General features: G+C 66.0%; 12 protein-coding genes. 6 read left to right on the top strand and 6 right to left on the bottom strand.

Annotated features, from left to right (window positions below):
- The first annotated feature begins 128 nt into the window (after positions 1–128).
- Both CHINAEXTREME_RS03280 and CHINAEXTREME_RS03275 read left to right on the top strand, forming a co-directional pair.
- Positions 129–1,622: a proton-conducting transporter transmembrane domain-containing protein gene (locus tag CHINAEXTREME_RS03280; protein WP_007141037.1), complete on the top strand. Its 1,494-nt coding sequence runs from the start codon at positions 129–131 to the stop codon at positions 1,620–1,622.
- Entirely contained in the window at positions 1,612–4,020 is a 2,409-nt protein-coding gene (locus tag CHINAEXTREME_RS03275; protein ID WP_007141036.1) for a DUF2309 domain-containing protein, read from the top strand. Before CHINAEXTREME_RS03280 ends, CHINAEXTREME_RS03275 begins: the two co-directional genes overlap by 11 nt.
- A 16-nt stretch (positions 4,021–4,036) precedes the next feature.
- On the opposite strand, the gene CHINAEXTREME_RS03270 is transcribed toward CHINAEXTREME_RS03275, so the two are convergent.
- The 4 genes from CHINAEXTREME_RS03270 to CHINAEXTREME_RS03255 all read right to left on the bottom strand — a co-directional run bounded on the left by CHINAEXTREME_RS03270 (position 4,037) and on the right by CHINAEXTREME_RS03255 (position 8,225).
- Positions 4,037–4,756, bottom strand: coding sequence for a carbonic anhydrase (locus CHINAEXTREME_RS03270; protein WP_007141035.1), 720 nt, complete (start codon positions 4,754–4,756; stop codon positions 4,037–4,039).
- A gap of 259 nt (positions 4,757–5,015) precedes the next feature.
- Complete coding sequence (locus CHINAEXTREME_RS03265; protein ID WP_007141034.1) at positions 5,016–5,813, bottom strand: ABC transporter permease; 798 nt, start codon at positions 5,811–5,813, stop codon at positions 5,016–5,018.
- Entirely contained in the window at positions 5,813–6,910 is a 1,098-nt protein-coding gene (locus CHINAEXTREME_RS03260) for an ABC transporter ATP-binding protein (RefSeq protein ID WP_007141033.1), read from the bottom strand. Before CHINAEXTREME_RS03260 ends, CHINAEXTREME_RS03265 begins: the two co-directional genes overlap by 1 nt.
- A gap of 115 nt (positions 6,911–7,025) precedes the next feature.
- Positions 7,026–8,225, bottom strand: a complete 1,200-nt coding sequence (locus CHINAEXTREME_RS03255; protein WP_007141032.1) for a CBS domain-containing protein — start codon at positions 8,223–8,225, stop codon at positions 7,026–7,028.
- Between the two features lie 195 nt (positions 8,226–8,420).
- Here CHINAEXTREME_RS03255 and CHINAEXTREME_RS03250 point away from each other — a divergent pair, with 195 nt between their 5' ends.
- The 3 genes from CHINAEXTREME_RS03250 to CHINAEXTREME_RS03240 all read left to right on the top strand — a co-directional run bounded on the left by CHINAEXTREME_RS03250 (position 8,421) and on the right by CHINAEXTREME_RS03240 (position 10,534).
- Complete coding sequence (locus tag CHINAEXTREME_RS03250) at positions 8,421–8,654, top strand: hypothetical protein (protein ID WP_007141031.1); 234 nt, start codon at positions 8,421–8,423, stop codon at positions 8,652–8,654.
- A gap of 156 nt (positions 8,655–8,810) precedes the next feature.
- Positions 8,811–9,341, top strand: coding sequence for a 50S ribosomal protein L16 (locus CHINAEXTREME_RS03245; RefSeq protein WP_007141030.1), 531 nt, complete (start codon positions 8,811–8,813; stop codon positions 9,339–9,341).
- A gap of 308 nt (positions 9,342–9,649) precedes the next feature.
- The gene (locus CHINAEXTREME_RS03240) at positions 9,650–10,534 is read left to right on the top strand and encodes an ATP-grasp domain-containing protein (protein WP_007141029.1); all 885 of its coding nucleotides are present in this window, start codon (positions 9,650–9,652) and stop codon (positions 10,532–10,534) included.
- Between the two features lie 176 nt (positions 10,535–10,710).
- On the opposite strand, the gene CHINAEXTREME_RS03235 is transcribed toward CHINAEXTREME_RS03240, so the two are convergent.
- Both CHINAEXTREME_RS03235 and CHINAEXTREME_RS03230 read right to left on the bottom strand, forming a co-directional pair.
- A complete protein-coding gene (locus CHINAEXTREME_RS03235; protein WP_007141028.1) occupies positions 10,711–11,124 on the bottom strand; it encodes an Hsp20/alpha crystallin family protein in 414 nt (137 codons plus the stop codon).
- A 337-nt stretch (positions 11,125–11,461) separates the two neighbouring features.
- Positions 11,462–12,547, bottom strand: a complete 1,086-nt coding sequence (locus tag CHINAEXTREME_RS03230) for a type II glyceraldehyde-3-phosphate dehydrogenase (RefSeq protein ID WP_007141027.1) — start codon at positions 12,545–12,547, stop codon at positions 11,462–11,464.
- A gap of 258 nt (positions 12,548–12,805) precedes the next feature.
- On the opposite strand from CHINAEXTREME_RS03230, the gene gap reads away from it, so the two are divergent.
- Positions 12,806–13,870 (top strand): type I glyceraldehyde-3-phosphate dehydrogenase, encoded by a 1,065-nt coding sequence (gene gap, locus CHINAEXTREME_RS03225; protein WP_007141026.1) that lies wholly within the window; start codon positions 12,806–12,808, stop codon positions 13,868–13,870.
- Positions 13,871–13,931: the final 61 nt, after the last annotated feature.

Here is a 13,931-nt window from a genome sequence, read left to right as displayed (position 1 = left end):
GTTCGTACCGAAGGACATAATAACCATCCTGTTCGTGTATGGTGTAGAAGCGACCAGTTGCGCAAGTGTTGCCACGAACGACACGTCGTGACGGGAGCCGGTCCCGTGCTGGTCGGAGTCACCGAGACATGACCGAGGACACAACGACGATCGACGACGTCGCACAGCGCCCCGAACCGACCCCGCCGAGTTCGGCCGTGGCGCGAGCGTCGACCTGGGCGGTCTGGACGCTCTTTCTCGCCAGCCTCGGGGTCCTCGCACTGGCGATCCGGGGCGGAGCAGGCTGGGAGTTCGGGACGCTCCTGTGGGTGGACGGGCTGACCGCGATCATGTGGGTTGTGGTCACGTTCTTTAGCGGGATCGTCCACAGCTACTCGCGGCGCTACATGGCCGGCGATCGCGACGTCGAACGGTTCTTCGGCCGCGTGTTTGGGTTCACCGTCGCCGTCATGACGATGACCGCGGCGAACCACGTCGCGCTGTTCGTGGCCGCGTGGCTGGCGATGGGGCTGGCCATGGCCTCGCTCATCGCCCACGTTCGCGACTGGCCGCAGGCCCGGGCCGCCGGCCGCGTCGCCCGCCGCTACTTCCTGGCCAGTAGCGCCCTGCTTGCCGGCGCCGTCGCGCTGCTGGTCTGGGCGACCGGCGCGGCCACCCTCACCGGCGTCCTCGAGGGGATCGGGGACCTCTCGCGGACGGTCGTGCTCGTCGCTGCCGGCGGGATCGTGCTGGCGGCGCTCATCCAGTCGGCGCTGTTCCCGTTCCACAACTGGCTGCTCTCGTCGATGACGGCGCCGACGCCGGCATCGGCTCTCATGCACGCCGGCTTCGTCAACGCGGGCGGCATCCTGCTGACCAGGTTCGCCCCGCTGCTCGCCGACGGGACGTTGATCATGTCGGTCGTCGTCCTCGTCGGCGCGTTCAGCGCCGTGCTCGGGCAGGCGATGTTGCTCGTCCAGACGGACGTCAAACGCGAACTCGGCAGCTCGACCGTCGCGCAGATGGGCTTTATGATACTGCAGTGTGGTCTCGGCTTTTTCGCCGCTGCGATCGCCCACCTCATCATTCACGGGTTCTACAAGGCCTACCTCTTCCTGTCGTCGGGCGCCGTGGTCGAACAGACGGCGCCCACGAGCGCCGAGCGGACTCACCTCGGCTTCCCGGGTGTAGCCGTCAGCCTGGTGACGGCCGTCGGCGGTGGCATCCTGTTCGGCGTGCTCACCGGGAAAGCGACCGGGTTCGAGCTGAACAGCGGGACCGTACTGACGCTCGTCGTTGTCCTGACGACGCTGACCGCGGCCCGCGACATCCTCCGGCGGTCGACGCTGCCGACGTCGGTCAGGTTCCTCAGCGTCCCGCTCGTCGTCCTGACTGCCATCGGCGGCTACGCCGTGACGTTCAACGCGGTCTCGACGATGCTGTCGGACGTGCCGATGACCTACGTCTCGACCGAGATGACGGTCGCACACTTCCTCGTCGTTGCGCTGTTCGTCGGCGCCTACCTCGTGGCGGAGTTCGGCTGGCACCGCTCGAGCGAGCGCCTCTACGTCGCCCTGCTGAACGTCTCCCAGCCAGACCCCGACACCGTACTCACCAACACGGAGGACTACCATGACGCGTGAATCCGACGACCGCCGTCGTATCGAGACGAGTATCGACCGCGCGGCAGCCCGCATCGGTTCGGTCTGGCGGCTGCACTCGTTCGTCACGGCCAACCCCCTCTCGGGGTTCGAGGACGAGCCGTTTCACCGGGCCGTCGCCGAGGGCGAACGCCTGTTCGGTGGCCGCGGCTACCCACACCCGTCCGTCTTCCGGCAGGCCTGGGAGGACGGTCGGATCGCTCCGGACGTGCTCCGGGAGGAACTCGAGGCCCACGGCATCGACGAGGAGCCCGAGGCGCTGTTGGACGAGCTGGCCGCGGCCGAGGCCGAGCGCGACCGCGGCGGCGAGACCGACGACGCGACGGCGGCCGTCGACCGCGTGCTGTCGAAGTGGCTGGCCGCCTTCCTCGACGAGGGGGAGGCGACCTGGCCGATGCCGAACCGCGAAGACGGGTTCTACGCCGCCTGGCGTCAGGTGGCGCCACACGACGGGGACGTGCCCGGCTGTGACGACGCCGACGATCTACCCGAAACGGCGATCGAGGCCCTCGAGTCCGTGCTCGGCGACTATCCCGAGGGACGCTGGGTCGACATCCTCGAGCACCACCTGGCCGCGCTGCCGGGCTGGAGCGGGTTCGTCAAGCAACGCGTCGACGACGACGATGCGTGGCAGGAGACGTACCCGATCACGATGGCGGAGTACCTGGCGGTGCGGCTGACGCTTTCCGAGTTGCTGGACGCGCCGATCGAACCCGACGACACCGACCCCGACGACGCGGAGGAGGACGTCCCCCTGCCGGAGGTCTGGCTGACCGCCTGGGAGAAGAGCTACCGACGCCGCCTCCTCGAGGGGATCGACGATTCGGTCACGGAGTCGTCCCACGGCGACGGCGAGCGGCCGGCGGCACAGCTCGTGTTCTGTATCGACACGCGCTCGGAGATCATCCGCCGTCACGTCGAGGACCAGGGGCCGTACGAGACCCACGGCTACGCGGGCTTTTTCGGGATCCCGATGCAGTATCGGGGATACGACAGCGACGCCGTCGCCGACGCCTGCCCGCCGATCGTCGAGGCGGAACACCTCGTCACCGACGAGCCCGATACCGATTACGACCGCGCCGAGAAGACGACCTACGACCGGTGGCACGGGCTGGTCCGTGCGACCCGGAAACACTTCAAACGGCTCAAGACGAACGTCGTCGCCGCGTTCCCGTTCGTCGAGGGTGCCGGGACCGCGTACGGTTCGGCCCTGGTGGCTCGTACCCTCGCCCCCGCCGCCATCTCCGAACTCGACGACGCCGTCGACGACCGCATCCCGAGCCCCCACGAGTTCTGTTCCCCCACGATCGAGTACCCGCGGATGAGCCACGAGGAGAAAGTCGAGTACGCCCGGACCGCCTTCCAGCTTATGGGGTGGACGGAGTTCGCCCGGCTGGTCGTTTTTACGGGCCACTCGAGCCACACGACGAACAACCCCTTCGACTCGAGCCTCGACTGTGGCGCCTGTGCCGGAAATCCCGGCGGTCCGAACGCCCGCGTGCTCGCGGAGATTTGTAACGACGAGGACGTCAGAGCCGCCCTTCGCGAGCGCGGGTTCGAAATCCCCGAGGACACCGTCTTCCTGGCGGGCGAGCACAACACGACCACCGACGAGATCACGCTGTTCGACGACGGCATTCCCGAGAGCCACCGCGAAGACCTCGAGTCCCTGCGCGAGGACCTCGAGCGGGCTCGCGCCGGCTCCGCGGCCGAGCGTACCCCGTCGGTCGACGACCCCGACGACGCCGTCACCGAGGTAAAACGCAAGGCGGCGGACTGGGCGGAAACCCGCCCCGAGTGGGGGCTGGCCGGCAACGCTTCGTTCGTCATCGGACCGCGGGAACTGACCGACGACCGGAATCTCGACGGCCGCGCGTTCCTCCACTCCTACGACTGGTCGACCGACCCCGACGGGGAGGCACTCGAATTGATCATGCTCGGCCCGCTCGTGGTCACGCAGTGGATCAACAACCAGTACTACTTCGCGACGGTCGACAACGGCGTCTACGGGAGCGGTTCGAAGATCACCCAGAACCCAGTGGGTAACGTCGGCGTCGTGCAGGGCAACGGCGGCGACCTGATGACCGGACTCCCGCTGCAGTCGCTCAAGCTCGACGACGAGCGGCCGTTCCACCAGCCGCTGCGGCTGACCGCGGTGATCCACGCGCCGGTCGAGCGCGTGACCGAGATCCTCCGCGAGCACGAGGACGTCCGGGAACTGCTCGACAACGGCTGGATCGGCGACCTGACCGTCGTCGATCCCGAGCGGGACAACGAGTCGTTCCACTACGCGGGTGATCTCGAGTGGGCGAGCGATGCGGAGACGGCGACGGTACCGGAACGGACGACGCCGGTCGCGACGTCGCCGGCGGAGGACTGACCGCGACGACCGGCCATCAGTCGTCGGATTCGCCGCCGTACAGCAGGCTCTTGACCGTCGATGCGTAACCCGCAGGCACCAGCTCGCGGAGCGTGTCGGGGTCGGTCTCGCCGTCGACGGTAACGAGGTAGGTTCGGCCGGGGCGATCGCCGTAAATCCCCTGGAAGTCGTAGACGAAGCCGTAGACGTCGACCCGATCCGGGACGTCATCGGCGGCACGCAGCAAGCGGGCCTGATAGCCGACGTTGTACTCGACGAGCTGGTTGATCACGAGCGCCTTGTCCGCGTCGCGGTCGATGGGGTCGCTCTCGAGGCCCTCTTCGACGACGGGGACGAGCATGTCGACCCACTTGTCGACGCCGCGCGGTCCGGGCGGGTCCGCGCCGGTCGCGACCCCGTAGGCGGCGGTGACGGCCCCGCAGCCAGTGTGGCCCACGACGGCCACGGCGTCGGTACCGGTGTGGTGAATCGGGTAGAGGACGCCCCCGTCGATGATCCGGTCGCCGTCGTCGTCGTCCCAGACCTGATTGCCGATGTTGCTGGGCGTAAAAACCGTCCCCGGTCGATCGACGCCCCACATTCCCTCGTTGGCGACCCGCGAGTCCGAACAACAGACCGCGACGACGGTCGGGTGCTGGCCCGTCTGGACGTCCGCGAAGTAATCGTCCGGCAACGACTCGACGTGGCGGCGGTTGCCGGCGAGCAGCCGCTCGAGGGTCTCGCGATCGATTTCCATACGCAACCTACACGAACGATAATCAAAAAAGTTCGAGCTCGTCGGCGACGCGGTCGTCGTTTCCGCGGTGGCTCGTGCTGTCGGTTCAGTCGCCGGACCGCTCGCTCGCGTCTCGGGCGCACGAGTGGTTGAACTGCCGGTAGCGAGGCGAATCGACCGATTCATCGACGAGCTCTCGACTCGTTCGGGGGCGACAACATCCGGCGGCAGCCGTCAAGGTCGCCGAGCGAGACGAGTTGGTGCGTCGATCCGGCGACGGTCAGTCCGTCAGCCCGTACCCGATCTTGAACAGGTAGACGTCGAGCGCCACGACGAGAGCCGTCAGCAGCGTCAACACCCCGAGCGAGGCGTAGGGCGCGAACTCGGCGTAGGCAGCCGGCGCGACGAGTTGCATGTCGGAGTGGCCGAGCAGCCCGTACCGGACGCTGTCGACCATGTAGACCATCGGGTTTACCAGCGAGAGCTGGATCTGCCAGGCCTGCTCGAACGTCTCGAGCGAGTAGAAGACGGCCCCGAAGAACACCAGCGGCCGCAGGATGAACTGGTTCATGACGGTGAGGTCGTCGAAGTCCCGGGCGACCAGTCCACCGATGATGCCCAGGCCGGCAAACAGCGCGGTGATGACGACCATCGTCGCGACGAGGAAGAGCCCGTGTTCGATGCTGATCGGGACGAACAGGCGCCCGACGGCGGCGATGATGACGCCGACGATCAGCCCGCGGACGGCACTGGCCGCGACGTACGCGCCGACCATCTCGGCGTACGACAGCGGCGAGGTCAGCGTCTCGTGGATGTACTCGTTCCACCGGCCGTGGAAGATCGAGAACGAGGCGTTCTCGAAGGCGTTCGAGATCGCCCCGAGGACGATCAGCCCGGGGACGATAAAGAGGATGTAGGGGAAGCCCGCGATCTCGTCGATCCGGCCGCCGAGGATGAGCCCGAAGACGGCGAAGTAGAGGACGTTCGTGATCGCCGGCGGCATGAACGTGTTCTTCGGCCGCCGGACGAACCGCAACACCTCGCGACGGAACAGCGCGCGGAAGCCGACCGAGAGCATCAGGCGATCCCCTCCGTCTCCGTCTCCGTCTCCCGCTCGCGTTCGGACCGTTCGCCGCCGTCTTCGTCCACGTCCGCGTCCGCGCCCGCGTCCACGTCCTCGTCGTCGTCCGACCCGCTCGAGGCGCTCGGCGCGGACGATCGGGTCACCGTCCGGTCCTCGCTGCGTGTGAGATCGACGAAAATCTCCTCGAGCGACGTCCGCGAAATCTCCAGGTCCGCGATTTCGTAGCCCGCAGCCTCGAGGTCGTTGAGCAGGCGCGGCGCGGTCGAACCGCCGTCGTCGACGCGGACCTCGAGGCGGTCGTCCGCCGTCGCGGTCGACACGTCGTGGGCGTACGCGCCGAGTTCACTTTCGATCTCGCCCGTTCGTGGTCGTGGGCCGACCGACGACTCGAGGCGAACGGAGATGGTGTCGGTGCCGCGTTGCTTGAGTTCGTCCGGCGTCGCGACGGTCACCTTCCGGCCCTCGTTCATGATTGCGACCCGGTCACAGAGGCGCTCGGCTTCCTCGATGTAGTGTGTCGTCAGCAGGACGGTCGTCCCCTCCTCGTTGAGTTCGGTGACGAGTTCCCAGAGATCGTGGCGCAGTTGGACGTCGACGCCGGCCGTCGGCTCGTCCAGGATGAGCAGGTCGGGATCGGTGACGAGCGCCCGCGCGAGCAGGAGCCGGCGTTTCATCCCGCCGGAGAGCCAGTCGAAGCGCTCGTTGCGCTTGTCGTAGATGCCGACGCGTTTGAGGACCTCGTCGGCGCGTTCGGCGGCTTCGTCCTCGGACACGCCGTGGTAGCCGGCCTTGTGCATCAGCACCTCCTTGATCGGGAAGAACCGGTCGACGTTGAACTCCTGGGGCGCAAGCCCGATCGCGTCGCGGGCCTGCCGGTAGTCGTCCTCGACGTCGTAGCCGAACACTCGCGCGTCGCCGCCGGTCTTGCGGACCAGCCCGACCAGCGTGTTGATGAACGTCGTTTTGCCCGCCCCGTTTGGCCCCAGCAGGCCGAAGAACTCGCCTTCCTCGACGGTCAGCGACAGCTCCTGGAGGGCGCGCAAGTCCCCGTACTCCTTCACGAGATCGACGGTCTCGATGGCCGGTGGCATCGGTATCGGGGAATCGTCGGCCCCGACCGCGGTTAAGAATGTTGGTCTCGGCACCCGGAACCGTCGAGAACGGGTGTTCGGGCGGTCGTCGGCTGCCGGCCGAGACGACCGACCCCTACGGCTGCCCCATACTGCTTGCCGGTCGCGGTCGCTCGCCGAGGCCGACCTCGCCGCCGCTTTGCTGGACGATATCGAAGGCCGTCATCAGGTCCGTCCGGGTAATCAGCCCGACGAGATCGTCGCCCTCGACGACGAGCAGGCGGCCGATGCCGTTCTGTTGCATGCGTTCGATCGCCGTCATCGCGTCGCTGTCGGGCGTGATCGTCTCGAGGTCGGTCGTCATCACGTCGTCGACCTCGTAGGCGTCGCGCTCGACGGGGTCGACCTCGCGGGCGTCGTCGAGCGTGACCAGGCCGATCAGCCGGTCATCTCCCCATCCGTCGCGCTCGACGACGGGGTAGCCGGTGTGGCGTTCGGCGAACATCCGCTGGACGAGTTCCGAGATCGTGGTGTCCGGGCTGACGGTGTGGAGGTCCTCCGCGGGCGTCATGATGTCCGCGACGGTGACGTCCTGGAAGGCCGCCTTCATCGTCACCTGCTGGGCCTCGCTCGAGGCGGCGATGTAGACGAAGAAGGCGACGCCGATGAGGATGATGTTGAACGCGAACAGCCCGAATAACCCCATGAAGACCGCGAACAGCTTCCCGATGCTGGCGGCCTGCTGGGTCGCCCGGGCGTAGGGCTGGCTGCGGGCGAGCAGCGCCCGCAGGATCCGGCCGCCGTCCATCGGGAACGCCGGGAGCATGTTGAAGACCGCGAGCGCGACGTTCAACACGGCGAGATAGCCGAGCACGAAGCGAGCGCCGTCGAAGCTCTCGGGAGTGAACAGGAACAGCGCGTACGACCCCACGCCCACGAGGACGGAGACGATCGGGCCGGCGATGGCGATGGTAAACTCCTGTCGCCAGTCCTCGGGCATCTCCGAGAGTGCGGCGATGCCGCCGAACAGCCACAGGGTGATCGAATCGATCGGAAACCCGTACCGCTGGGCGGTCAGGGAGTGGCCAAGTTCGTGCAAGACGACGCCGACGAACAGCCCGATCGCGGCGGCCAGCCCGACCGCATAGGGGAGCCACCACTCGGTGGTGAGCGCAGCCACGTCGATCCCGGCATCCATGCTCGCGTTGAGAATCTCGATGACGGGGCCGATCTGGTTCCCGATGAGATAGGCGAACACCGGCAGTATCAGCAAGAACGTGAGATCGAGTTTGATCGGAATCCCGAACAGGGAGCCGATCCTGAAACTTCTCATCATACGTTACGGTAGCGGTGCAGGACCCTTAAAAACGCCGACGCTCCTCGGATTCGACGGCTCGAGCCCGGTTCCCGGAGACGATCACGACGGGACGACTGTCGCCGAGACGGCGTATAATGGGCCTTATATCGACACAACAATATCCACTCTATGGGGCATAGAGTTATATATGGGTTCGTGGTCCGCTCAGGTAGCATGAACCAGAAGCAACTCACGTCCGATTCATCCCGCACGCTCCCGAGCGAACTCGAGTCCTCCCAGGCGAAACTCGTCTACCTCTACCTCGAGGCGACCGGCGGCGCGACGGCGGCCGACCTCTCGGGCGCGCTGTCGATGAAGAAACTCGCGATCCTGAGCGTCCTCAACTCGCTCTCGAGTGCGGACCTCGTCGAGAAGACCGGCACGGAGTACGTTCCCCACGCTCGCTGACACCGCCGCTCGAGATTGCCGGTTTCAGCGCCTGTGGCTGTCGCCTTGCGGACGACTCCAGTAGACCGACTGCCGATGTTCCCGTCGCCGTCGTTCGAAACCGCGCTTCGAAGGCTTTATCCGGACGGTAGGCTTCCGTTTTCGTAAGTAACTACGATGTCCGAGAAACCCGCCTCAATGTACCGGGAGATCAGTAAGCCGGCCTACACGCGCCGCGAGTACATTACTGGGATCCCGGGCTCGAAGATCGCACAGCACAAGATGGGCGACATCGCCGCCGACCCCGAGGACTACCCGGTCCAGATCAGCCTCGTCACGGAGGAGGAGGTCCAGATCCGCCACGGCAGCCTCGAGGCCTCGCGCCTGTCGGCCAACCGCCACATGCTGAAGGAAGCCGGCGAGAACAACTACAAGATGATCCTGCGCAAGTTCCCCCACCACGTCATCCGGGAGAACAAGCAGGCGACCGGTGCTGGTGCGGACCGTGTTTCCGACGGGATGCGCCAGGCGTTCGGGAAGATCGTCGGCACTGCGGCCCGTATCGACGCCGGCGAGCGCATCTTTACGGTCTGGTGTGACGTCGACGACGCCGAACACGCCAAGGAAGCGTTCCGCCGCGCCTACAACAAGATCACGCCGCCGTGCCGCATCGTGGTCGAGAAGGGCGAAGAGAAGCTGATCGCGTAAACCGAACGTTTGCGCTGTCGTTCGGAAGACGCTACGCGTCTTCCGTGACTGAGCGAATCACAGATGCGCGATGTCCGCGAGACCGCCGGTCTCGCTTGATGACGAGACGCCTTCGGCGTCTCGAACCACGTACGGTCGCTTCGCGACCGCACTCGGCAAAATCTCGAGAGAGCTTCGCTCTCTCGTACCTCGCGGGATGATCGTGCGACTCTCGCGTCTGCTCGAGTCGCACTCCCGGCCATCGAGCCGTAGACCGACCGGCTTCGTTGCGAGCCAGCTTTTTGCCCGCCCGGTCCCGACTCGAGCGTATGATCGATCTCGCGGTCGCCAACGACCAGGAAACGTTCCGGCGGATGCGCGACCCCCTGGCGGAACGCGGAATCGCGGTCCACCACGTGCCCGCGAGCGGGCGCGTCGTGGACCTGACTGACCCGCCCTGGGAGGCCGACGAGTACGACGCCGGTTTCGTCTACCCCGGTCGGCTGATGGAGGGCGGTGTCGCCGACGCCTTTCTCGAGGTCCCGTGGCTCAACGACCACGAAACCGTCCTCACGTCCCGGAACAAGGCCGAGGTGCTTGCCCGTCTCGAGCGGGCCGGCCTCCCGGTCCCGGACTCGGTGTACGTCTCGAACGACGTCGACGAAACGATCCTCGCCGAGGTTTTCGAGCGGTTCGAGCCTCCCGTCGTGGTCAAGCCGAACTCGACGACCAGGGGCGTCGGCGTCGCGAAGGCGTCCGACCTCGATTCGTTCCTGGGGATCTGTGACTACCTCTCGCTGGTCCACGACTACCGGGCGACCGGGGACCGCTCCTTTCTCGTCCAGGAGTACCTCCCCGAGGCGACCGACTACCGCGTGATGGTCCTCGAGGGCGAGTACGTCGGCGCGGTCGAACGCCGGCTCCCCGAGGAAGCCGTCACGGAGGGTCGGTGGAAACACAACGTCCACCGGGGTGCGGAGGCGACGGGCGTCGACCTCCCCGACGAACACCGGGCGCTGGCCGAATCGGTCGCCGCCGAACTCGAGATCCCGTTCGTCGGCGTGGATCTGCTCGAGGCCGACGGGCGACTGGTGGTCAACGAGACGAACGCCCGGCCGACGATCGACGAGGCGACGAAGTACGAGGCCGACTTCTACGATCGGCTCGCGGGTGCGATCCGGGCGACGGCGGGGGACGGCGGAAGCCCGGACTGATACGGGTCCCTGTCCCGAGGGACCGCCGCAACCGCGACCCGGGCGGCGGTTGCGCCGGAACGGACTCCAGTAAACCGTCTGGGGGGCGAGTTAGTTCCGGAACCGGTCCGAGGAAAGCGTTGCGTCCGGGCGACTAGGGGTCGGTTCGCGACACGACCACGACCGCGACGTTCGCGTTACTCCAGGCTAATACCCGAGGACTTCTCGGCGGGCTCGAAGATGACCTCGAGAACGCCGTTGTTGTACGTAGCGGAGGCGGTGTGTTCGTTGACGCGGCGGGGCAAGGAGACACGTTCGTCGTACTCGCGGTGCTCGCTGCTGGCGGAGATAGTCAGGGTCTTGCCGTCGCACTCGAGTTCGATGTTGTCCTTTTCGACCCCCGGGAGGTCGGCGACGACGCGGATCTCGTCGTCGGTGTCGTGGATGTCCACGTGGGTGTCGGTGCCGAAGCCGTTGTCGCCGGGGCTCCCGGGGCCACCGGGGGAGTCGAAGTTGACGTTCGCATCGGCACCGTTCATCATTTCGTTCATCATTCGCTCGATTTCGCGAAAGAGGTCGTCGAAGGGTTCGTCACGGTCGTCTCGGCGCATGGGTGGTCATAAGAAAGGGAGGTGCAAAAGCTTTCCCCGGATCGAAGCAGTCAGCGAACGATGGGGTGTTCCGTCGGGTCGGGCAGACGGTCGGTTACTGTTCGTGAACCAGTCACACAACTCCGGGACGATTCGAAACGCGAGTCGGTCCGTGGTCGAGGGGGGCGAACTGCGAGTCGCGCCGGTCGCGGACTGCCGTCCGGCCGTCCGCCGGCTGGGTCCGGACGCCGACTACCGGCCGAACGCTCCTACGGCTTCCTGTAACTACAGGAAGTCCGTTCCGGCGCCACCGCGACCCGGGCGGCGGTTGCGCCGGTACATCGATACAGGGTCGGTATCAGTCGTCCGCCAGCGATCCGTCGGGCGTCCGTCGGTCTGCCGTGAGGTCGGTCCGGTCGTGGAGGTGTGTGAGATCGATTCCGAGCGTCTCGTTCGTGATCGCTCGGCTCTCCTCACTCGAGAGTTCGCCCTCGAGCGCGCGGAGTGCGTCGACGTTCTCGGGGACGACGTCGGCCTCCTGGTGGATCGCCTGCATGCAATACAGATCCTGACCCTGGAGGGTCAGTGACTCCTCCCAGAGGCAGTTCTCCCAGATGTCGCCCCGCGGTCGACCGGCGTCCTGTGCGAGGTCTTTGAGCGTTCCGGCGCCGTCGATGCCGGCGTAGTCGGGGATCGTGAGGACCCGATCCTCGTTCCGGTACAGCTCCGTGACGTTCTCGACGTCGTCGGGCCGTTCCTCGAGGGTGACGTTGACCGAGTGGACGTGCATCATCGTCGTCGGTACCTTCAGCCCGACCGTGTCGATGTCGAGTTCGGGGAAGACGGTCTGGACGTCCGGGCCGTGGTGGGACGGAATCGACACCGGGTCCGGAACCGCGTCGTTGATCGGGCCACGGCCGGTCTGGTCCGGATCGCCGCCGCGGCGAACGAGGGTCACTCGAGCCTTTTCGACGCCGTAGTTCTCGTGGAGGGGGGCGAGGAACCGGGAGAGACCGGTCGTATTGCAGGAGACGACCCGAACGTAGTCGGCGTCCTCGGCTTCCTCGTAGTTCGCGCGAGCGTTGAAACTCACTTCGGCGACGGTCGCGTCCTCGCCGCCCTGGAAGAGTGCGGGGGTTTCGTGGCGTTCGTACAGCGGGCGGTTCTCGGCACCGATGCCGGACGGCGTCGCGTCGACGATCACGTCGCTTTCGGCGACCAGGTCGTCGACGGTACCGGCGAGGTCGATGCCGATCTCACGGAACCCGTCGGCGCGGCTTTCGTCCGCGGCGTAGACGGCGTAGTCCCGTTCGTCCGCGTTGACCGCGACGTAATCCGGGCTACGTTTCCCGACGCCCTGGACCTCCATGTCGGGCTGTTTGCGGACCGCATCCGCGACGCGTTTGCCGATGGTTCCGTACCCGTTGATTCCGACCCGTAACATACGGGTCTATCTCCACCGCCAACGCTCATAACCTTTTTGCAGTAAATTGATAGATGTTAACTCGAAATTGAGTAATGGGGGAGAGAGTGCCAGACGGTAGTATGAAAGTCGATGAAATGAAACTAGTGGAACATATACGGCAGATGGTAGTCACTTGCAATCGCCGACACTTCCTGGATTGGTTACTACTCATCCCCCGGTATATAACGGTTCTAAACTGGGCAACAAATATAACGCTGGCGATCCTACTACTCGGATATGAGTGAACTTTCGTACAACGAGGTCGAGGGAACGGTCCGTATCGGCCTCAACGGGTTCGGCCGAATCGGCCGAAACGTTCTCCGCGCGTCGCTGTCCGACGACGACGTCGAGATCGTCGCTATCAACGACGTGATGGACGACGACGACATGGAGTACCTGCTGGAGTACGATTCCGTCCACGGCCGACTCGAGGACGTCTCCCGCGACGGCGATACGCTCCTGGTCGGTGACCGCGAGATCCAACTCTACTCCGAGCGCGATCCCTCGGAACTGCCGTGGGACGAACACGACGTCGACGTCGCGTTCGAGGCGACCGGCCTGTTCCGGACCTACGACGACGCCGCTCAGCACCTCGAGGCCGGTGCCGACAAGGTCGTCATCTCGGCCCCGCCGAAGGGCGAGAAGGAGGTCCCGATGTTCGTCTACGGGGTCAACCACGAGGAGTACGACGGGGAGGACGTCGTCTCGAACGCATCCTGTACGACCAACTCCATCGCGCCGGTCGTGAAGGTCCTCGAGGAGGAGTTCGGCATCGAGTCGGGGCTGCTGACGACCGTCCACGCCTACACCGGCTCGCAGGAACTCATCGACGGACCGAAAAGCAAGCGCCGCCGCGGCCGCGCCGCCGCCGAGAACATCACCCCGACGAGCACCGGGGCCGCGATCGCCACCACCGAAGTCCTCCCCGAACTCGAGGGGAAACTCGACGGCATGGCGATGCGTGTACCCGTCCCGAACGGCTCGATCACGGACCTCACCGTCGACCTCGAGGCCGACATCACGAAAGACGACCTCGAGGAGGCGATCCGCAACGCTGCCGACGACGAACTCGCCGGCGTCCTCGGCTACACCGACGACGAGATCGTCTCCCGCGACATCGTCGGCCTCCCGTTCTCCTCGTACGTCGACCTCGAGGGGTCGATGGTCCTCGAGGATGGCCTCGTGAAGGTGCTTGCGTGGTACGACAACGAGTTCGGCTTCTCGAACCGGATGCTCGATCTCGCTGAACACGTCGTCGCGGATTCCGCGGACGTCGACGCCGAGGAAGCGGTCCCGCAGTAACGGCGGTTCCGTTCCCCCGTCTTATTTGACCGCGTTGGCCGACCTATTACCCACGTACTCA

Source organism: Halobiforma lacisalsi AJ5, assembly GCF_000226975.2.
GTDB classification, from domain to species: Archaea; Halobacteriota; Halobacteria; order Halobacteriales; family Natrialbaceae; genus Natronobacterium; species Natronobacterium lacisalsi.
This window is presented reverse-complemented; position numbering and strand designations above follow the sequence as displayed.

Bases quoted from the DNA above. Each gene is read 5' to 3' on its own strand.
- CHINAEXTREME_RS03275 (WP_007141036.1), top strand. From the start codon at position 1,612: ATGACGCGTGAATCCGACGACCGCCGTCGTATCGAGACGAGTATCGAC.
- CHINAEXTREME_RS03245 (WP_007141030.1), top strand. From the start codon at position 8,811: ATGTCCGAGAAACCCGCCTCAATGTACCGGGAGATCAGTAAGCCGGCC.
- CHINAEXTREME_RS03230 (WP_007141027.1), bottom strand. From the start codon at position 12,547: ATGTTACGGGTCGGAATCAACGGGTACGGAACCATCGGCAAACGCGTC.
- CHINAEXTREME_RS03235 (WP_007141028.1), bottom strand. From the start codon at position 11,124: ATGCGCCGAGACGACCGTGACGAACCCTTCGACGACCTCTTTCGCGAA.
- gap (WP_007141026.1), top strand. From the start codon at position 12,806: ATGAGTGAACTTTCGTACAACGAGGTCGAGGGAACGGTCCGTATCGGC.
- CHINAEXTREME_RS03240 (WP_007141029.1), top strand. From the start codon at position 9,650: ATGATCGATCTCGCGGTCGCCAACGACCAGGAAACGTTCCGGCGGATG.
- CHINAEXTREME_RS03280 (WP_007141037.1), top strand. From the start codon at position 129: ATGACCGAGGACACAACGACGATCGACGACGTCGCACAGCGCCCCGAA.
- CHINAEXTREME_RS03265 (WP_007141034.1), bottom strand. From the start codon at position 5,813: ATGCTCTCGGTCGGCTTCCGCGCGCTGTTCCGTCGCGAGGTGTTGCGG.
- CHINAEXTREME_RS03270 (WP_007141035.1), bottom strand. From the start codon at position 4,756: ATGGAAATCGATCGCGAGACCCTCGAGCGGCTGCTCGCCGGCAACCGC.
- CHINAEXTREME_RS03250 (WP_007141031.1), top strand. From the start codon at position 8,421: ATGAACCAGAAGCAACTCACGTCCGATTCATCCCGCACGCTCCCGAGC.
- CHINAEXTREME_RS03260 (WP_007141033.1), bottom strand. From the start codon at position 6,910: ATGCCACCGGCCATCGAGACCGTCGATCTCGTGAAGGAGTACGGGGAC.
- CHINAEXTREME_RS03255 (WP_007141032.1), bottom strand. From the start codon at position 8,225: ATGATGAGAAGTTTCAGGATCGGCTCCCTGTTCGGGATTCCGATCAAA.